This is a genomic window from Acetobacterium bakii (assembly GCF_001263355.1).
GTDB classification, from domain to species: domain Bacteria; phylum Bacillota; class Clostridia; order Eubacteriales; family Eubacteriaceae; genus Acetobacterium; species Acetobacterium bakii.
In genome coordinates this window covers 106,787-125,143 of sequence record NZ_LGYO01000007.1, presented here as the reverse complement: position 1 = coordinate 125,143, position 18,357 = coordinate 106,787, and the positions used below count along the sequence as shown (strand labels likewise).

At 44.6% G+C, this 18,357-nt stretch carries 22 protein-coding genes; all 22 read left to right on the top strand.

The features are described from left to right. The first annotated feature begins 96 nt into the window (after positions 1 to 96). The 22 genes from AKG39_RS02900 to galU all read left to right on the top strand — a co-directional run bounded on the left by AKG39_RS02900 (position 97) and on the right by galU (position 18,005). Positions 97 to 1,512: an InlB B-repeat-containing protein gene (locus tag AKG39_RS02900; protein WP_050738855.1), complete on the top strand. Its 1,416-nt coding sequence runs from the start codon at positions 97 to 99 to the stop codon at positions 1,510 to 1,512. 94 nt (positions 1,513 to 1,606) lie between these two features. Then, positions 1,607 to 1,765, top strand: coding sequence for a hypothetical protein (locus AKG39_RS19960; RefSeq protein ID WP_160316137.1), 159 nt, complete (start codon positions 1,607 to 1,609; stop codon positions 1,763 to 1,765). 200 nt (positions 1,766 to 1,965) lie between these two features. Beyond that, positions 1,966 to 2,760, top strand: a complete 795-nt coding sequence (locus tag AKG39_RS20410) for a prepilin-type N-terminal cleavage/methylation domain-containing protein (RefSeq protein WP_050738854.1) — start codon at positions 1,966 to 1,968, stop codon at positions 2,758 to 2,760. A 210-nt stretch (positions 2,761 to 2,970) separates the two neighbouring features. Next, positions 2,971 to 3,363: an arsenic metallochaperone ArsD family protein gene (locus AKG39_RS02890; RefSeq protein WP_050738853.1), complete on the top strand. Its 393-nt coding sequence runs from the start codon at positions 2,971 to 2,973 to the stop codon at positions 3,361 to 3,363. A gap of 247 nt (positions 3,364 to 3,610) precedes the next feature. Next, positions 3,611 to 5,044, top strand: a complete 1,434-nt coding sequence (locus AKG39_RS02885) for a nicotinate phosphoribosyltransferase (RefSeq protein WP_050738852.1) — start codon at positions 3,611 to 3,613, stop codon at positions 5,042 to 5,044. Positions 5,045 to 5,088: 44 nt separating this feature from the next. After that, positions 5,089 to 6,135, top strand: a complete 1,047-nt coding sequence (locus AKG39_RS02880) for an L-threonylcarbamoyladenylate synthase (protein ID WP_050738851.1) — start codon at positions 5,089 to 5,091, stop codon at positions 6,133 to 6,135. 14 nt (positions 6,136 to 6,149) lie between these two features. Beyond that, entirely contained in the window at positions 6,150 to 6,602 is a 453-nt protein-coding gene (gene rpiB / locus AKG39_RS02875; protein ID WP_050738850.1) for a ribose 5-phosphate isomerase B, read from the top strand. Between the two features lie 200 nt (positions 6,603 to 6,802). After that, positions 6,803 to 7,081: an AtpZ/AtpI family protein gene (locus AKG39_RS02870; RefSeq protein ID WP_050738849.1), complete on the top strand. Its 279-nt coding sequence runs from the start codon at positions 6,803 to 6,805 to the stop codon at positions 7,079 to 7,081. Continuing rightward, on the top strand, positions 7,068 to 7,457 hold the full coding sequence (locus AKG39_RS02865; protein WP_050738848.1) for an ATP synthase subunit I: 390 nt from the start codon (positions 7,068 to 7,070) through the stop codon (positions 7,455 to 7,457). The genes AKG39_RS02870 and AKG39_RS02865 overlap by 14 nt, the downstream gene beginning before the upstream one ends. Before the next feature lie 76 nt (positions 7,458 to 7,533). After that, positions 7,534 to 8,196, top strand: coding sequence for a F0F1 ATP synthase subunit A (gene atpB / locus AKG39_RS02860; RefSeq protein WP_050738847.1), 663 nt, complete (start codon positions 7,534 to 7,536; stop codon positions 8,194 to 8,196). A 25-nt stretch (positions 8,197 to 8,221) separates the two neighbouring features. After that, positions 8,222 to 8,521 (top strand): ATP synthase F0 subunit C, encoded by a 300-nt coding sequence (atpE, locus tag AKG39_RS02855; protein WP_341407017.1) that lies wholly within the window; start codon positions 8,222 to 8,224, stop codon positions 8,519 to 8,521. 32 nt (positions 8,522 to 8,553) lie between these two features. Beyond that, on the top strand, positions 8,554 to 8,802 hold the full coding sequence (atpE, locus tag AKG39_RS02850; protein WP_050738846.1) for an ATP synthase F0 subunit C: 249 nt from the start codon (positions 8,554 to 8,556) through the stop codon (positions 8,800 to 8,802). 56 nt (positions 8,803 to 8,858) lie between these two features. Continuing rightward, entirely contained in the window at positions 8,859 to 9,107 is a 249-nt protein-coding gene (atpE, locus tag AKG39_RS02845; RefSeq protein WP_050738845.1) for an ATP synthase F0 subunit C, read from the top strand. Positions 9,108 to 9,169: 62 nt separating this feature from the next. Continuing rightward, positions 9,170 to 9,676: a F0F1 ATP synthase subunit B gene (gene atpF, locus AKG39_RS02840; RefSeq protein WP_050738844.1), complete on the top strand. Its 507-nt coding sequence runs from the start codon at positions 9,170 to 9,172 to the stop codon at positions 9,674 to 9,676. Then, positions 9,673 to 10,215 (top strand): F0F1 ATP synthase subunit delta, encoded by a 543-nt coding sequence (locus tag AKG39_RS02835; protein ID WP_050738843.1) that lies wholly within the window; start codon positions 9,673 to 9,675, stop codon positions 10,213 to 10,215. The genes atpF and AKG39_RS02835 overlap by 4 nt, the downstream gene beginning before the upstream one ends. A gap of 15 nt (positions 10,216 to 10,230) precedes the next feature. Beyond that, positions 10,231 to 11,739 carry a F0F1 ATP synthase subunit alpha gene (atpA, locus tag AKG39_RS02830; RefSeq protein WP_050738842.1) on the top strand — a complete coding sequence of 503 codons (1,509 nt, stop codon included), beginning with the start codon at positions 10,231 to 10,233 and terminating at the stop codon, positions 11,737 to 11,739. A gap of 24 nt (positions 11,740 to 11,763) precedes the next feature. Then, positions 11,764 to 12,648, top strand: coding sequence for an ATP synthase F1 subunit gamma (atpG, locus tag AKG39_RS02825; RefSeq protein WP_050738841.1), 885 nt, complete (start codon positions 11,764 to 11,766; stop codon positions 12,646 to 12,648). Positions 12,649 to 12,737: 89 nt separating this feature from the next. Then, complete coding sequence (gene atpD, locus AKG39_RS02820; protein ID WP_050738840.1) at positions 12,738 to 14,138, top strand: F0F1 ATP synthase subunit beta; 1,401 nt, start codon at positions 12,738 to 12,740, stop codon at positions 14,136 to 14,138. Between the two features lie 15 nt (positions 14,139 to 14,153). After that, positions 14,154 to 14,552, top strand: a complete 399-nt coding sequence (atpC, locus tag AKG39_RS02815; RefSeq protein WP_050738839.1) for an ATP synthase F1 subunit epsilon — start codon at positions 14,154 to 14,156, stop codon at positions 14,550 to 14,552. 169 nt (positions 14,553 to 14,721) lie between these two features. After that, a complete protein-coding gene (gene mreB, locus AKG39_RS02810; RefSeq protein WP_083439386.1) occupies positions 14,722 to 15,789 on the top strand; it encodes a rod shape-determining protein in 1,068 nt (355 codons plus the stop codon). Between the two features lie 12 nt (positions 15,790 to 15,801). Beyond that, on the top strand, positions 15,802 to 17,130 hold the full coding sequence (locus AKG39_RS02805; protein ID WP_050738838.1) for a UDP-glucose dehydrogenase family protein: 1,329 nt from the start codon (positions 15,802 to 15,804) through the stop codon (positions 17,128 to 17,130). A 2-nt stretch (positions 17,131 to 17,132) separates the two neighbouring features. After that, positions 17,133 to 18,005, top strand: coding sequence for a UTP--glucose-1-phosphate uridylyltransferase GalU (galU, locus tag AKG39_RS02800; RefSeq protein ID WP_050738837.1), 873 nt, complete (start codon positions 17,133 to 17,135; stop codon positions 18,003 to 18,005). Positions 18,006 to 18,357: the final 352 nt, after the last annotated feature.

Below are 18,357 nucleotides of genomic sequence, written 5' to 3'. Positions count from 1 at the left end.
GATAATAGGGTACGTTAAAGGCATTAAAAGTAGGTATTTACGAGATTATACTGCTAAGGGGTTATCAAGTTATAAGGAAAGAGTTGGTGGTTGCTGATGTTTGTAAAAGTGGACGTTGATAAAAACAGAGATGGTTTTACGATGATTGAAGTTATTGTGACTTTAGTAATCCTGGCAGTTTTAGCGGCGTTTGCCATACCCACCTATCTGGGATTTGTGAAGGATTCTCAGGCAAAAGAATGTGCCGCCTATACGGCAATGCTTACACGTGATTGCCAGCAGGCACAAAAAGATTTAACCGACTCACCAACCAAGATAGTGAAAATTGATGGAAATAATCCTGATCAAGTGGCGTTAAGAAACAAAATTTTCTTTCAAGCGATTTATGACGAATTCAATGTGGATCTTGCGTCTGGCGAAGAATCCGTTATAAAGGTAATTGATAAAGATGGGAAAAAAATGGTTGCGGGAATTTGCCAGGATGGCGGGAATTATTACACGCAGACAGACAATGGCAGCATCAATATTTACTGCGACAAACATGATGGGATGATTGCGGATGTAAACCCTAATGTTGCTCCTCCTGTAGTTAACAATGTGACCATCCAATATACAGCAAGTAATGGCGGTTCTGTATCCAAAACGAGTGAAACCGTAGATGCGAGTAATGGACCCGTAAGTGGATCAACGGCTACTGCCAATTTGGGGTACACCTTCGTTAACTGGACAAAAAATGGTGCGGAGGTCGGTCCAGTCGCAACATTCTCGCCAACCAAAAATGAGGGGAAATACGAATCGGCAACATATACTGCCAATTTCAGTGAAAATGAAGTTACCATCACCTATACAGCAGGTCCTAATGGTAGTGTCAATCCTACCAGTGAAACGATCGGAGCAATAACTGGAAACCCAGCAGGTTCAACAGCAACACCGCAAGAGGGGTACCAATTCTTGCAATGGGTTGACAGTGCCGGAATCCGGGTGGGAACAAATTTAACTTTTTTTCCGCCAGAAAGCACTCCATATATCACAATGATTTATACAGCGAATTTTATTGAACTTGCAAATGTAGATACTGTTGGTAATGTGAAAAAGTATTTTGAAGATCTTTATTCAGATTGGTATCCATATGATTGGTTTATTACAACAGAAAGTGGTGCAGTTTACAGAAGTACTACATTTTTATTTGGTAGAGAATGCGGTACATATGTGTCAATCGATGATTTGGAGCAAGATCCCTGGTTTTTTTATACGACGACGGATAACTTTTATGGATGGCTAAGCCCAGCAGATCAGAAAAAGTTCATTGAAATAACAAGCACTACCCCGGTGTATAATTCGGATAATGTTAATGAAACCGCGTGGTTAACATCGCAGCCAACATTTGGAAACTTATATGAATATGGCGATTTTGTATATATTTGGTCGAGTGATAGCACAACTATTACGCCGCCTATTAATCCAACCGTAACCACAACAAATAATTACTGGGTGAAAATTGTTAAAAAATAAGAGAAACCGTATATGTAATTAGGGTCTGTAGAAAATAAATTTTCGAAACAGCCTTATGGTGTTCACCAACCACTATACTTGTGTTGCGATACCTATGATTTCCGGAGCAGTTTACGGGATGGGATTCAACCATGAGAGAGACGATGTGGAAGTCATTAACAGTGTTGCATATAAAGTGGACCAGATCACGAAAAACAGGTTGAGTACTACCAATGGAAATACGATGAATTATGTAATTGTGCCTAAAAAATAGATGACCAATTTGAACGGTGAAATTGTAGGAATAACATAAAAATTGCATCTTTAAGTACGCCTACCCTAAATGCGGACGAAGAAAAATATTTTGTGATTACACAGGTAAATTAATGAGTATTGTCAGTTTTTTAGGACGTATATTGGCTCTTTCAAGATATCATTCAAAAAAGATGGTTTTCAAAAAAGGAGAGGTATGTGATGAAAAATAATGAAGGTTTTACCCTAACCGAAATTATTGTTGTCCTGGTTATTCTGGCTATTTTAGCCGCCTTTGCTATTCCAACCATGCTGGGGTTTGTTGGGAATTCTCAGGAATCGCTTTGTGACACCCAGCGAAAGGAAATGGTAAATCTCTTTAAAGTGAATGCCAGGATCCATCCAGAGTTGGAAATTGCTGCATTTATTGAGGATAACTACGGTCCAATGGATGGAATTTGTCCCAGTGGCGGAAAATATTATGGATATTCTTATTATGAAGATCCCCAAACCGCGGTTGCTGTAGTTTATTGTTCAGTTCATACCACGTCTCCGGATGGCAAGCTTTTTGTGAAATCAAAAGCTTTGTGGGATGATATTAAAAATATGACTCCTGCGGAGAAACGGGCATATTTGAAAATTGAAGACAGTAATTTTTCAAATGATACCTATCGGGCTAAAATATTTAGAGATAATGGGAATACTTGGAATGCATTTCCTGTGGATCTTATCAAAAAATCCCGGTACTTAAAAGATGAAACCGATTATATGATACAGCCTTATTTTACACTCGATGGGGATGTAGTGATGTTTGCCAATTCCGTTAATGCGGCTCAGGGAAGTTGGGGGACAAAGTTAGTTTTCAATCATGAAGAAGGCACGTGGTATGAATATATTGATAATAATGGAAGAGAAAATTTTGGAATGGCCAGCATGGGACCCACAACCCAAACAGTTACCTGGGCAGATTTAAAATCACAGTTTAGTGACACGTCGAAATGGAGAGCGGTTCAGTGATAGTAGGTACATTTCAACAAATGCCAGCATTTTGCGAATCCCCCGGGTTGCGGGCGATTAATAATCGCCCCTTGAGCCAGTAAATAGTATCAATTTTAAGCAAACGTAAATTTAATTCCCGTTCGGGCGAGCAACTTTCAAATTTCCATTCACAAACCATCATACCTGTGTTACTATAGCCATATAAACCAGATTCAGGAGGAAAAAAATATGCGAAAAATTGAAATATACGAACCGGCGGGTTGTGCCAGCGGTTTTTGCGATCCAGCCATTGAAAAAGATTTGCTTCGGATGGAGCACCTGGTCCAGGATTTACGAGAACGCGGGGTTTCCATATCCCGTTACAATATTATTGACGATGGTCCGGCGTTTTTAGCCAATGAGGCGGTTAAGACAGCCTTGGTGGAAGACGGCGTCGAAGCGTTGCCGTTTATTGTGGTTGAAGGTAAGCTTGAATCTAAAGGCGAATATCCCACAGACCTTGAATTTGCCAAATGGGCCGGTCTTCCCTGGAGTGATCTGGCAAACTATGCCAACATTGAAAAACGCGCAAATGCTTTAGCCGTTGAGGGCACTGAAAGCGGTTGCGGCAAATGCGGCTGATCGGTGAAAAATTGGGTGCTAAAACTAAAGAAATGCGAAAGCATTTCTTTTTTACGTGGTTTTAACTGCGAAATTTTAGGGGCTGAAAACTTATATATATATATATAGGTAAAGATTAACACTGAAAAGCCCAGGCAATGGATAAAAATAAGATAAAAACAAGCAAATATTTATTATTAAAAAGATTTGTATTTTATCATGGTAAAGTGATAGAATAGGTCTCGACGTAAAAGAAGGAGATTTTATTATGCAATTTGATCGAAAGCTTCAGCTGGCAACTGATTTGTACCAATTTACCATGGGGAATGTCTATCTTCAAGATGGTAAAGCTGCGGAAGAGGCTGTTTTTGATGCTTTTATACGGGAAAATCCCTTCGGGGGTGGATACACAGTGGTAGCAGGTTTGGAGCAGGTCATTGATTATATTAAGGGTCTCCGATTCACCAAAGCGGATACGGTTTTACTCAAAAAAAACCATCCGGAGTTCTCAGAAGAATTTTTAACCTATTTAGAAAATTTTAAATTTGAAGGCGAGATTTACGCAGTGCCCGAAGGCAGCATTATTTTTCCCTTTGAACCGATTATTCGGGTGAAAGGACCGCTGATCCAGGCCCAGCTGGTGGAGACAACCATTCTGAGCATTATCAATCATCAGACCCTGATTGCCACCAAGGCCGCACGGATCATCGAAGAGGCCCGGGGCGACCTGGTCATGGAATTTGGCCTGCGTCGCGCCCATGGTACCGAAGCCGGTTATTTTGGCGCCCGGGCAGCGGTTATCGGCGGCTGTGCCGGTACCAGTGTGGTGGAAACCGAAGCGATGCTGCAGCGGCCGTCCATGGGAACCATGAGTCATAGCTTTATTTTAAGCTACGACACCGAAATCGAAGCCTTCGAAAAATTTGTCAAGTATAATCCCGACAACGCCATTCTGTTGGTGGACACCTACAACACCCTGGAACAAGGGGTTCCCAATGCCATTGCAGTTTTTCACAAGGCCCTGGCCGAAGGCGGAATTACCGGACACTACGGGATTCGGATTGATTCCGGAGATCTTGCCTACCTCAGTGGTGAAGCCCGCAAGCTTCTCGATGATGCGGGTTTGGAGGACGCCGGCATTGTGGCCTCCTCGGATCTCGACGAATACCTGATTAAGGATTTGAAAAGCCAGGGGGCGAAAATCAATTCCTGGGGTGTCGGGACCAAACTGATCACCGCCTATGACTGCCCGGCTTTGGGTGGGGTGTACAAACTGGCTTCCATTGACGGCAAGCCCAAACTCAAGGTTTCCAACGATCCCGGGAAAATTACCAATCCGGGCTGCAAAAAGGTATTCCGTATTTACGGCAAAAGCAACGATATGGCCCTGGCGGATTTGATGACCTTGGAACATGAAACCATTGACGTCAACGAACCCCTGGTTATTTTTCATCCGGTGTACACCTGGAAAAAACGCACCATCACCAACTACTATGTCCGGGAGATCATGGTGCCGATTTTTGAAGCCGGTAAATGTGTGTACGATACCCCCAGTATTCTGGAAATTCAAGCCCATCTCCGGGATGAAAAAGAAGGCTTGTGGCCGGCCTTTAAACGGATGATAAATCCCCATGTGTATCATGTGGATTTATCCCAGGAGCTTTGGTCACTTAAACAACGGTTATTGAGCGAGGTTGAATAAGCATGGCCAAGCAACCGCAATAAGGAAAAAACGGAAATAAAACAATGAAAACACAGATATTTGATATTCAAAACCTGGATGCCAAGGGACTGAAATTACTGGAAATCCCGGCGGCACTCATCCGCAAAGGGGAAAACGTGGTTTTCCCAACCGAAACGGTGTATGGCTTAGGGGCTAATGCCCTGGACCCGGAAGCCGTCAAAAAGATCTTTGTTGCCAAGGGACGCCCGGAGGATAATCCGCTGATCATTCATGTATCGGAGCTGTCCCAGGTGGATGCTCTGGTGGCGGTTATCCCGGAAAAAGCCAAAAAACTCATGGATGCTTTCTGGCCCGGTCCCCTGACCATCATCATGGAGAAATCCGCGGTGGTCCCGGAGGCGGTCACTGCCGGCCTGAACACCGTGGCGGTGCGCTTTCCCAGCCATGATATCGCCCGGGCCTTTATTAAACTGGCCGGCTGTCCGGTGGCGGCACCCAGTGCCAATCTGTCAGGGCGACCGAGTCCCACCGAAGGAAAGCATGTGCTCGAGGACTTGGATGGCCGGGTAGCCGCCATTATCCTGTCCGCGGATGGGGAATTGGGGCTGGAATCCACGGTGATTGATATGACTCTGGATCCCCCGGTGGTGCTACGCCCCGGGGATGTAACCGTTGCCGAGCTGCGGGAAGTTTTAGGCGAAGTGCTGGTTGCTGCCAGCATCACCAAGAATACCAGCACCGATAAGGTCAAGTCCCCGGGGATGAAATACACCCACTATTCCCCCAAAGGCGAACTGGTGGTGGTTAAGGGAAACCCCGACCAAATCCGTGAAAAAATCACCCAGGCAGTCGCCCATTACCATGGCAAGCCCATGACCATCGGGATTCTGGCCAGTGATGAAACCATGGAATCCTATCACACCGGCGTCATTATTTCCTTGGGCAGCCGGGATGATCCCAAGGAAATGGCAAAAAATCTTTTTTCACGGCTGCGAACCTTTGACGAGCTGGGCGTGGAAAAGATCTATGCTGAAGATATCCCGTTAAATAATGAAACCCTGGCACTTTTGAACCGGCTGTATAAAGCTGCCGGATATACATTTATATAAGGAAGGAAAACTATATGAAAATCGCATTAGGCGCAGACCATGGCGGTCTGGAATTAAAAGAACAGGTGAAAGCCTATCTGCTTGAAGCCGGCTGGGAGATTGCAGATTTCGGTACCTATACCAAAGATTCCTGTGATTATCCTATTTATGGCCAGAAGGTTGGCGAAGCCGTGAGCTTTGGTGACTGTGACCGAGGGATTGCCATTTGCGGCACCGGGCTGGGCATTTCCATGGCCGTCAACAAGGTCCCGGGAATTCGCGGTGCATTGTGCACCAATGAGTTTATGGCAGCCATGTCCCGGGAACATAACAATGCCAATGTTCTGGTATTGGGGGGGCGGGTATTGGGCGTGGATTTAGCCATGCGCATCCTCAAGGTTTGGCTTGAAACCGAATTTTCAGGCGGGCGTCATCAGCGACGGCTTGACCTGATCAGCGAAATTGAAAACAAGTATATGAAAGCCTAAAAGTTCAAAAAATTTGTGCTGCTGTATATACATGTCTTTGAAATTGTGGTACGATATGTAAAAGATTTCATGGAAAAGATAAAAATTGGGAATCTCTGCAAAAATAGTTGCAGTTGATTGAACTCGAAAGATATTTAATAATGAAAAAAACCAGTTTATGAACAAAAAAGTAGCTGCGTTTTATAAGAATGGAGTAATCAATGGCGACCAAAAAGAATTCGTCGTATCAATATCTGGTGATGATTTCGCAACTGGGAATTTCAGTGATTGTTCCGATTGGACTGATGTTTTTACTGGGAAAAGGGTTGGATTATTTTTTTCACACCGGGAATATCGGTGTCATCATTTGCGCTATTTTGGGTGTGATGGCAGGACTCAGAAATTTGTACGTGATTCCACTGAGATTAAATGAAAAAGCTCAAAAAAATACTCAGAAAAACAATGAGGATGAAGAGGATAAAAAAGATGAAAATAAATAATCTTTCTTTGGAGACGAAAATCATGATTGGCGGTGGATGTGTCAGTCTGGTGCTGATGCTGTTTGGTTTTGTGACAGCGGATCCGTTAAAGTTTATGTTAGGGGTTCTATTCGGAGGACTCTATAGTATTCTCAACTTCAGGTTAATGCAGTTAAGCTTTGAAAAAGCAATGAAAATGCCATCGGCCCAGGCTCAAAAATATATTCAGACCAGATACTTTTTGAGATACCTGATTACCGGTGTTGTTATATATGTGGCAATTATTAATCCCTGGCTAAATATCATTGGCGTTCTGCTGGGTTTGGTTGCTGTGAAAATTTCAGTTTTAGTAAACAGTTTTTTAGAAAAAAAAAGCGTTTTTGAAAATAAGGCGTGAACAAAATTAAAAAAACACAAAAGGCAGTTTGAAAGATATCGTTTCAAACCAGCCTGGACAATGAGGTGAAAAAACAATGGAAGGCCCAAAAATTTACGGGGAAATCTTCGGACTGACGATTACACAAACAGTAGTCAATACGTGGATATGTATGGCAATAGCTATTATTTTGTGCTACTTGTTAACAAGGAATATGAAAAAAATTCCGGGGAAAGCCCAAGTCATTGCTGAAACTCTTGTCACGGTTATGGACAATTTAGTCGCACAAACAATGGGAAAAGATAAGATGAAGTTTGCACCATATATGCTTTCGCTTATTCTGTTTCTCGCGGTTTCGAATACTGCTGGAATCTATGGTCTGAGATCTCCAACAGCTGATTTAAATTGTACGATAGCCCTGGCTTTGATGACGTTTTTTATGACCCAGTTTTTTGGTTTCAAATCAAAAGGGGTGGGCGGATATCTTAAGAGTTTTCTTGAGCCAATGCCTTTCCTGCTTCCGATTAACATTATCGGAGAACTTGCAAACCCAGTTTCGTTGTCTTTCCGTCTTTTCGGAAACTTACTGGGAGGGGGAATCATCATGGCACTGTTGTATTCAGCTTTGGCAGGATTAATATTTTTTCCTGTGCTGATACCGATTCCTTTTCATTTTTACTTTGATATTTTCTCAGGATTATTGCAGAGTTTTATCTTTACAATGCTATCCATGGTGTTTATTTCAGGGGCTATGGATTAATGAGAGAGAATAGGAGGAAATTTGTATGATCGGTGATTTGAATATGGTAGACTTCTTGTTGCAGTTTTTAAGTCAGTTTGATGGCATCGATGTGATTAAAGCATTTTCAGCCATTGGAGCAGGTACTGCGATGATCGCCGGGGTAGGACCTGGGATTGGCCAGGGATTTGCAGCTGGTAAAGGCGCCGAAGCAGTAGGAATTAGACCTGATTCCCAAAGTGATATTGTCAGAACGATGCTTCTCGGAGCAGCTGTAGCAGAAACAACTGGGATTTATGGATTGATTGTCGCATTAATTTTACTGTTTGCGAATCCTTTTTTTTAAAAAGGGAAATTATTTAGGAGGAACGTTTAATTATGGAAGGTTTAGATTTTATTAAAGCATGTTCAGCTATTGGTGCCGGCATTGCTATGATCGCCGGAGTAGGACCTGGAATTGGCCAGGGTTTTGCCGCTGGTAAAGGGGCAGAAGCCGTTGGGCGTCAGCCGGAAGCACAAAGTGATATCGTAAGAACCATGCTTTTGGGAGCAGCTGTAGCTGAAACCACTGGTATCTATGGTTTGATTGTTGCATTGATTTTATTATTTGCAAACCCATTTTTTTAAAAACAGTAACGGATAGTTAATAAGTTATCTGATAAAACGAGGAGGTACGTATACATATGGATGGTTTAGATTTTATTAAAGCATGTTCAGCAATTGGTGCTGGGATTGCCATGATCGCCGGGGTTGGACCTGGAATTGGCCAGGGTTTTGCGGCTGGTAAAGGGGCCGAAGCCGTTGGGCGACAGCCGGAAGCACAAAGTGATATCGTAAGAACAATGCTTTTGGGAGCAGCTGTAGCTGAAACCACTGGTATTTATGGTTTGATTGTTGCACTGATCTTACTATTTGCTAATCCTTTTTTTTAAAACTGGAGTAGATCTGATATGAAAAACTTCAATGCTTATGAATTAGAAAGGGGGCTATAACAGTGTTTGAATACGCAAACTTAGTTGGTATAGATTTAAAAATCTTATTGGCAACAATCATCAACTTTATAATTTTTGTTTTGATCATAAAACATTTCTTTTATGAAAAAGTTAAGGTTATTATAGCAAAAAGACAAGATGATGTTTCGGCGGAAATTGTCGGTGCCACTGAAAAGAATGCTACTGCCGGTAAACTGAAACTGGAATATGAAGGCTTATTAGCGGATATCAGAGCTAAAGAGAATGAAATTATCCGGGAAGCTAATACCGAGGGACAGGCTCAGCGACATGATATCGTTGAAAAAGCACATGGCGAAGCAAAAGTAATTTTGGCCAAAGCCATGGCAGAAATTGAACTCGAAAAACGTAAAGCGATGAACGAAGTTAAATCCAATATCGTTGATCTTTCACTCTTTGCAGCTGAAAAGATTATCCACAAATCAATGGATCAGAAACAGCATGAAGCCATGATTTTGGATTTTATCGATAAGGTAGGAGAAGCTAAATGAGTCTAGTAGCGAAAAGATATGCCCAGGCTTTATTTGACACTGCCGTTGATAAAAATATTGTTGATGGAATGTTTGATGAGTTTTCTACGGTCATTGATCTTTTCAAGTCTGATTCGGATTTTATGAGACTCTTACTGACCCCCTCAATGAATATTTCTGAAAAGAAAGAAATATTGGGCCGGGTTTTTGGAGCCGAATTTAATCAATATTTAAGAAATTTTCTCAACATCCTCATCGATAAAAATCGGTTTGAGTATCTTGTGGAAATTGAAGAAAGTTTCAGACAGCTTGTGTTCCCTTACAAGAACATGGTTGAAGCCACCGTATTAACCGTGGTGCCTTTAGATGAAGCCCAGCGCATGACTCTTGAAGAAAAACTCGCAAAACGCTTTAGTAAAAAGGTCATTCTCAATAACCAAATTGATGAATCCATCATTGGTGGAGCTGTGGTTTACGTAGGCGATCAGATCATTGATGGCAGCATCAGAAATCAATTAAATCAAATGAAAACGAATATGAATAATTCAAGACTACAATAAACGAGGTGAGTAAAGTTGAATCTCCGACCAGAGGAAATAAGTCAAATAATAAAACGTGAAATTGAGCGGTATGAAGATAAGCTTGAAGTCGTCGATATCGGAACTGTTATTCAAGTTGGGGATGGGGTTGCTCGTGTTCATGGCCTGGAAAATGCCATGGCAGGAGAACTGTTAGCCTTTCCTAATGATGTTTACGGAATGGTATTGAACCTTGAAGAGGACAACGTTGGTTGTGTTCTGTTAGGTTATGACGATGACATAGTTGAAGGTGATATCGTTCGTTGTACCGGTCGTATTGTTGAAGTACCGGTTGGTGAGGCAATGATTGGTCGTGTTGTAAACGCATTGGGATTTCCAATTGATGGAAAAGGCCCAATTGTTACCGACCATCATCGTCCGGTTGAAGTTAAAGCGCCCGGTGTTATTGAGCGTGAATCTGTAAATCAACCGATTCAGACTGGCTATAAAGCCATCGATTCCATGATCCCCATCGGTCGTGGTCAGCGTGAGTTAATCATCGGTGACAGACAAACCGGGAAAACGGCTTTGGCCATTGATACCATCATCAACCAAAAGGGTGAAGATGTTATATGTATCTATGTTGCCATTGGCCAGAAAGAATCAACGGTTGCCCAGATCGTGGGACAATTAGAAGAAAACAACGCCATGGACTATACCATCATCCTTTCAGCCGGAGCTGCCCAGTTGGCACCACTCCAGTATTTAGCACCTTACGCCGGTGTTACCATGGCTGAATACTTCATGAATGAACAACAAAAAGATGTTCTGATCATTTATGATGATTTATCAAAACATGCGGTTGCATACCGTGCCATGTCCCTGATTCTTCGTCGTCCACCAGGTCGTGAAGCTTATCCGGGGGATGTTTTCTACCTGCATTCACGTCTCTTAGAGCGTGCCGCGAAGTTAAAAGCCGGTGGTTCCATCACCGCTTTACCAATTATCGAAACCCAGGCCGGTGATGTTGCCGCCTATATCCCAACCAATGTTATCTCGATTACTGATGGCCAGATCTTCCTGGAAGCGGAATTATTCCGTTCCGGTATTCGTCCAGCCGTTAACCCCGGGATTTCAGTATCACGTGTTGGTGGGTCCGCCCAGATTAAATCCATGAAAAAGGTTGCCGGACCACTTCGTATTGAGTACGCTCAATATCGCGAGTTGGCTTCATTTGCCCAGTTTGGATCCGACCTTGATGATGTGACGAAGGCTCAGCTGGCCAAAGGTGAACGTATTGTAGAAATCCTGAAACAGGATCAATATGACCCCATGGATGTAGCAGACCAGGTCCTGATTCTTTTTGCGGCCACGAATAACTTCCTGCTTGATGTTGAAGTTAAGGACATTCGGGCCTTTGAAAAAGGTCTGATGGTTTACGCCAAGAAAAATTACCCGGAAATCATGACTAAGGTTAAGGGAAAAGACGGCCTTTCAGATGAGGTTGTCGCTGCTTTTGGTGAATGTTTAGAAGCTTATAAAAAAGTTTTCTTTAAATCTGTATAGATTGTCAGCGGAGGTGATTTTCGAGTGGCAGAAAATGTACAAGATATAAAACGTCGGATAAAAAGTGTCAACAGTACTAAGCAAATTACTCATGCCATGGAGCTGGTAGCTTCTGCAAAACTCCGGAAAACCCGTGAGTACGCAGAGGGTCGCCGCCCTTATTTTGAGGCCATGATTGAAAGTATGGGAATCTTTGTAGGAAAAAGCGGAAGCACCAAAAGTGTTTTTATGAACCAGCGTGAAGTTAAAAAAACAGCCTATATCGTCATAACTGGGGATAAAGGTCTGGCTGGGGGCTACAATGTAAATATTGCTAAACTGGTTGAGGAACACGTAGCGAACAAGGAAGATGCTGTTTTATATACCGTCGGATCACGTGGCCGGGATTATTTTAGAAATCGCGATTACAATATCCAGGGTGAATATCTCGGTAACTCAGAACGTCCCAACTTTTTCAATGCCAAAGAAGTAACCCGAATTGTAATGGAAGGATATAAAAATGGCGAGTACGACGAAGTTTACCTCGTCTATACCAAATTTGTATCAACCATTTCCCAACATCCCTACTTGTTAAAGGTCCTTCCACTCGATGTGAACGATCTGAAACCGGCGCAAAAGGATGGGGAAGCGGAGGAAACTAAGGTAGAACATTCGGTCATGCAATATGAGCCTGAACCCGATGAACTGCTGGAATACCTGATTCCCAATTTTGTTACAAGCACGGTGTATGGTGCCATGATTGAAAGTGCCGCCAGTGAACAAGGCGCGCGCCGGACAGCAATGGAATCGGCAACAACCAATGCCAACGAAATGATTGATGGGCTAACTCTCAAATATAACCGGGTACGTCAAGCGGCAATTACCCAGGAAATTTCTGAAATTGTCAGCGGTGCTGAGGCATTAAAGTAAAAAAGATTTAAAACCGTTGGCATCAGCCAACGCAGTAATAATAGATTAATAATGAGTGTGAATTACTTTGCACAAGGAGGTTATAAAGAATGGCCCATAATATAGGGAAGGTTGTTCAGGTTATTGGACCGGTTGTCGATGTTAAATTCCAAAAAGACCAACTGCCAAAATTGAACAATGCAATAAATATAGAACTCAATGGACACATTCTGGTTGTTGAGGTAGCTCAGCAACTCGGGGATGACATTGTCAGATGTATTGCTATGGATTCCACTGATGGTCTCGTAAGAAGCCAGGAAGCAGTGGATACCGGAGCATCAATCCAGGTGCCAGTAGGGAAAGCAACCCTTGGCAGAATGTTTAATGTTTTAGGGGAACCCATTGATGGGAAACCTTTTGATAAAACAGGGGTAGTCATGCACCCGATTCATCGTCATCCACCATCTTTTGAAGAACAACAAACCCAGCCGGAAATGTTTGAAACTGGGATAAAAGTTGTTGACTTGATCTGCCCCTACGTTCGTGGTGGTAAGATTGGTCTCTTCGGCGGTGCCGGCGTTGGTAAAACCGTACTGATTCAGGAATTAATTAACAATATCGCAACCCAGCATGGTGGTTTATCTGTTTTTGCCGGCGTTGGCGAACGTACCCGTGAAGGAAATGACCTTTACTACGAAATGATGGAATCCGGAGTTATTGATAAAACAGCCCTGTGTTTCGGTCAGATGAATGAGCCCCCAGGCGCCAGAATGCGGATCGCTTTAGCCGGACTGACCATGGCCGAATATTTCCGTGATGATGAAGGCCAGGATGTGCTTCTGTTCATCGATAATATTTTCCGATTCACCCAGGCCGGTTCTGAAGTATCAGCCCTGTTGGGGCGGATGCCAAGTGCGGTTGGTTACCAGCCAACACTGGCAACCGAAATGGGTGCCCTGCAGGAACGGATTACGTCCACCAGCAAAGGCTCCATCACATCGGTTCAGGCCGTTTACGTACCTGCCGATGACTTGACAGATCCAGCCCCAGCCACAACATTTGCCCATCTCGATGCCACCACGGTTCTTAGCCGTGCCATCACCGAAAAAGGTATTTACCCGGCCGTGGATCCGCTGGATTCCACCTCGCGTATTCTTGATCCTAAGGTTGTTGGCCAGGAACATTACGATACCGCCCGTGAAGTACAGGAAATGTTACAGCGTTACAAGGAATTACAGGATATCATTGCGATTTTAGGGATGGACGAATTGTCCGATGCCGATAAAATCACAGTATCCCGGGCCCGTAAAATCGAGCGTTTCTTATCCCAGCCTTTCAACGTGGCAGAACAGTTCACCGGTACACCGGGACTCTATGTCCAGATTGGCGATACCATCAAGGGCTTCAAAGAAATCCTTGAAGGAAAACATGATGATTTACCAGAAAGTGCATTTCTAATGGTCGGAACCATTGAAGATGCCGTTGCAAAAGCAAAAAAAATACAAGGTTAGTAGAGGTGAGTTTTAATGGCTGAAACTTTCAGATTAAAAATCATTGCGCCAACTGGTGTTTTTTATGACGGTCAGGTGGAACGCATTGTGCTCAGAGGATGCGAAGGAGAGTTTGCCGTGCTGGCAGAACACACACCTTTGACAACCATTCTTGCAGTGGGTACCTTCAACATGATCCTCGGGGATAATCAACATAAAAGCGGCACCCTCCTTGGAGGACTTGTCACGGTTACGCCCAGAGAAACCATTGTTTTAACCGATGCAGCAGAATGGCCGGAAGATATTGATCTCAATCGCGCCAGAGAAGCTAAAGAACGTGCGGAACAACGGCTTAAGGATGATAAATTCGATGCCGCCCGTGCACAGGCAGCTTTAGAAAGAGCCATTGCTCGTATCAGTACAAAAGAAAAATAAAACAAACAATAAATAAGAAAAGCCGGGATTCCTTAGGGATCCCGGCTTTTCTTATGGATTTATCCAGTGGAAGTATTTAAAAAAAACCGGTTTTATGATATAATTTGGTTTCAAATGTGATCGTAAAACAACGCAGAATCAATGATAATAAGGTCACGCTGGAGGAAAAATGGCGCTAAGAAAACAGATTGGAATCGATTTGGGCACAGCAAATGTTTTGGTTTATGTCAAAGGGAAAGGCATTGTCCTGCAGGAACCCTCGGTGGTCGCCGTGGATAAAAATAACGGCAAGCTTCTGGCGGTAGGGGAAGAAGCCAAGATTATGCTGGGCAGAACCCCCCGCAATATCGTCGCCATTCGCCCGCTGAAGGACGGAGTCATTGCGGAATTCGATATTACTGAACAGATGCTCCGCTATTTCATCGGCAAAGTTATTGGCCGATCCGGCTTATTTCGGCCCAAGGTGGTGGTGGGCATTCCCAGCGGGGCCACCGAGGTTGAACGCCGCGCCGTGTACCAGGCCGTCATCGCCGCCGGCGGCAGCGCCCCGATTGTGGTGGAGGAACCGATGGCCGCCGCCATCGGCGCCGGCATCGACGTCATGAAACCGACCGGGAATCTGGTGGTCGATATTGGCGGCGGCACCACCGATATTGCGGTGATTTCCCTGGGGGGCATCGTCACCAGCCACTCCATTAAAATCGCCGGAGACCGTATTGACGAGGCCATTGTCCGCCATATGCACAGCAAACACCATATGCTCATCGGCATGCGCACCGCCGAGGATCTTAAGCGCAAAATTGGCTCAGCCCATCCCGGGGTTGAAGTTCTCGAAGCCGAAGTGCGGGGACGCGATCTGGATACCGGATTACCTAAAACAGTGGTGGTTGATTCCGAAGAAATCCGGATCACCTATGCCAAATACATCGAAGCAATCATGACAGCCATCCTGGCGGTGATGGAAAAAACCCCGCCGGAGCTGGTATCGGATATTTGCGACGCCGGGATCTACATCACCGGCGGTGGTGCGAAAATGAGAGGTCTGGAGCAGCTCATCAATGAGAAACTCCCGGATGTGCCGGTTCATATTACTGAGAACGCCGAAGAATGCGTGGCTCTGGGCACCGGTCTTATTTTGGATAATCCCGGGTTGGCGGCCCGGCCGGCTTCCCGTTTTGAACATATTTTAAAAGATCACTACGACACCGAAACTTCGAGTGAAGACTTTATTGAGTAAGGAGAAAAAAATATGAATATTTGTATCATCGGCATGGGCATTTTAGGCATTACCTACGGTTCCATTTTATCCGATTCCGACGTTAACGTCATTTGTGTGGACACCGATGACGAAACCATCAACATGCTCAAAGACGGCGAAATACCGTTTTACGAACCCGGCCTCAAGGCCCTGGTGGCAACCTCGGAAGCCTCGGGACGCCTGCGCTTCAGCTCAAATATGCAACGGGCCATCAAAACCAGTGACATTGTCGTTATCACCTGCGAAGTCCCCAGCGATAATGAGGGCCTGCCGGATCTGCGGTTTATGAACGCCATTGCCCAGAGTATCGGCAACCACATGGAAGGGTACCTCACCGTGGTCATTAAATCGACGGTAGCCCCGGGTTCAAACAAGATCATCAAGCATACCATTCAGAAAGTGCTCGATGATCGCCAGGTCGACTATTTATTCGATGTCGTCAGCAATCCCGATTTTGCCCGCAAAGGCTCCATGATTAGGGATTGTCTGGTACCGGAAATGGTGGTCATCGGCGCCGATAATCCCACCGCCGTGGAAGTCCTCAAATCCCTTTACGACAGCATCCATTTCCAGGATCGCAACTACATCATCACCAATCCCCAAAGTGCTGAAATGATTAAATACGGCGTTAACGGCTTTCTGGCCATTAAGCTGTCCTTCATTAACGAAATGGCTTTGCTCTGCGAAAATGCCAATGCCAACATTTTGGATGTCGCCCGGGGGATTGGCCGGGACCGTCGGATTGGACCGGATTATCTCGATGCCGGCCCGGGTTTTGGCGGCAGCGATCTGCCTAAGGATTCCAAGGCGCTGGTGGAAATTGCCAGGGTTTACGGCGAGGAATTCAAAGTCCTCAAGGGCGCGATTGATGCCAACGAAAAACAAAAAACGAAAATGGTTGAAAAAATAAAGCGTACCATCGGCGATTTAAAGGGAAAAACCATCGGTATCCTGGGGCTTTCCTACAAGTCCGATACCGCTGATATGCGCGAAGCCCCATCCATTAATATTATCAAAGGCCTGGTCAGCGAAGGTGCGTTGATTCGAATCTACAGCCCCGAGGGCAACCAGGAAGCTAAATGGCGGCTGCATAACGAAATGGAAGCCATCACCCTGTGCGAGGATCTTTACGACGCGGCCAATGATGCCGATGCGGTGGTGATCATTACCAGCTGGCGGGAATTCAAGGGATTGGATCCCGAGCGGTTGAAGACGGTGATGAAGGACCGCTATTTATTTGATCTGCGAAACTTATTCGGCGAGGATCCACCCAAAGGCTTTATTTATGCAGGCCTGGGAATTCCAGAAAAGGAGATATAACATTGACAAAAGTAAGAAAGGCCGTTATTCCGGCAGCCGGTCTGGGTACCCGGTTTTTGCCGGTAACCAAGTCAGTGCCCAAGGAAATGCTGCCCATTGTCGACAAACCAACCATCCAATATATCATCGAAGAGATTATCGCCTCGGGGATTGAGGAAATCCTGATTATCACCGGACGCAATAAGGAAATCATCATCAACCACTTCGATAAGGTTCCGGAACTGGAAGCCTTGTTAAAAGCCGGCGGGAAACTGGAAGCGCTGGAAGAAGTGGAAGCCATTACCAACATGGGCAAAATCTTCTCGGTCCGTCAGAAAGAAGCCAAAGGCCTGGGTCATGCGGTGCTTTGCGCCAGAGAATTCGTCGGCAATGAACCCTTTGCGGTGGTGCTGGGGGATGATATTGTCTACAATGACGGCAAACCGGCCCTGAAACAGATGATTGAAGTCTACGACAACTATGGCGCGTCCGTCATCGGCGTACAGCAGGTACCGGAAGATCAGGTGAATAAATACGGCATTGTGTCGGGAACAAGGCTGGCAGATCGGATTTTTACAGTCAATGATCTGGTTGAAAAACCGGCCGTTGGCGAAGCCCCATCGACCATGGCAATCCTCGGCCGCTACATCATCACCCCGGCCATTTTTGATATCCTCGAGCATACCGGCACCGGCGCCGGCGGTGAAATTCAACTCACCGACGGCCTGAAAACGCTGGCCACCCAGGAAAAAATGCTGGCCTATGATTTCCTCGGAAAACGCTTCGATGTCGGGGATAAGCTGGGTTTTTTACAGGCCACCGTGGAATTCGGCCTGAGAAATGAACAGCTGGGACCGGATTTTAGAGCGTACCTTGAACAATTGATGAGCAAATAGAAAAATGAACCGATTCATAACTAACCAAAAAAGAAGGACCGGCAACAACGCAAGTTGAAGTCGGTTCTTTTTGCATGTTATCTACAGTAAAACTAATAATATTAGTTGAATTATCATTAATGTGTATATAAATTACAACATAAATAAAAGTTGCGTTTATAACTGTTACAATATTAAAAAAACAGTCGAAAGTGTTTGCAAATAAACGCATTTGGGTGTAATATTAGGTAGAATAAATTTTTAATACCAGTAATAGGTAGGTAACTCCTTAAAAGCGGTAACTTGTGTATAAGGAGGGTGGATCATTGAGGAATTGAGCATAGTGAAGGAGGGGAATGTTAAAATAGGGAAA

Excerpts from the sequence above, each read along its gene's own strand:
- AKG39_RS02900 (WP_050738855.1), top strand. The coding sequence starts at position 97 with ATGTTTGTAAAAGTGGACGTTGATAAAAACAGAGATGGTTTTACGATG.
- AKG39_RS19960 (WP_160316137.1), top strand. The coding sequence starts at position 1,607 with ATGATTTCCGGAGCAGTTTACGGGATGGGATTCAACCATGAGAGAGAC.
- AKG39_RS20410 (WP_050738854.1), top strand. The coding sequence starts at position 1,966 with ATGAAAAATAATGAAGGTTTTACCCTAACCGAAATTATTGTTGTCCTG.
- AKG39_RS02890 (WP_050738853.1), top strand. The coding sequence starts at position 2,971 with ATGCGAAAAATTGAAATATACGAACCGGCGGGTTGTGCCAGCGGTTTT.
- AKG39_RS02885 (WP_050738852.1), top strand. The coding sequence starts at position 3,611 with ATGCAATTTGATCGAAAGCTTCAGCTGGCAACTGATTTGTACCAATTT.
- AKG39_RS02880 (WP_050738851.1), top strand. The coding sequence starts at position 5,089 with ATGAAAACACAGATATTTGATATTCAAAACCTGGATGCCAAGGGACTG.
- rpiB (WP_050738850.1), top strand. The coding sequence starts at position 6,150 with ATGAAAATCGCATTAGGCGCAGACCATGGCGGTCTGGAATTAAAAGAA.
- AKG39_RS02870 (WP_050738849.1), top strand. The coding sequence starts at position 6,803 with ATGGCGACCAAAAAGAATTCGTCGTATCAATATCTGGTGATGATTTCG.
- AKG39_RS02865 (WP_050738848.1), top strand. The coding sequence starts at position 7,068 with ATGAAAATAAATAATCTTTCTTTGGAGACGAAAATCATGATTGGCGGT.
- atpB (WP_050738847.1), top strand. The coding sequence starts at position 7,534 with ATGGAAGGCCCAAAAATTTACGGGGAAATCTTCGGACTGACGATTACA.
- atpE (WP_341407017.1), top strand. The coding sequence starts at position 8,222 with ATGATCGGTGATTTGAATATGGTAGACTTCTTGTTGCAGTTTTTAAGT.
- atpE (WP_050738846.1), top strand. The coding sequence starts at position 8,554 with ATGGAAGGTTTAGATTTTATTAAAGCATGTTCAGCTATTGGTGCCGGC.
- atpE (WP_050738845.1), top strand. The coding sequence starts at position 8,859 with ATGGATGGTTTAGATTTTATTAAAGCATGTTCAGCAATTGGTGCTGGG.
- AKG39_RS02835 (WP_050738843.1), top strand. The coding sequence starts at position 9,673 with ATGAGTCTAGTAGCGAAAAGATATGCCCAGGCTTTATTTGACACTGCC.
- atpD (WP_050738840.1), top strand. The coding sequence starts at position 12,738 with ATGGCCCATAATATAGGGAAGGTTGTTCAGGTTATTGGACCGGTTGTC.
- atpC (WP_050738839.1), top strand. The coding sequence starts at position 14,154 with ATGGCTGAAACTTTCAGATTAAAAATCATTGCGCCAACTGGTGTTTTT.
- mreB (WP_083439386.1), top strand. The coding sequence starts at position 14,722 with ATGGCGCTAAGAAAACAGATTGGAATCGATTTGGGCACAGCAAATGTT.
- AKG39_RS02805 (WP_050738838.1), top strand. The coding sequence starts at position 15,802 with ATGAATATTTGTATCATCGGCATGGGCATTTTAGGCATTACCTACGGT.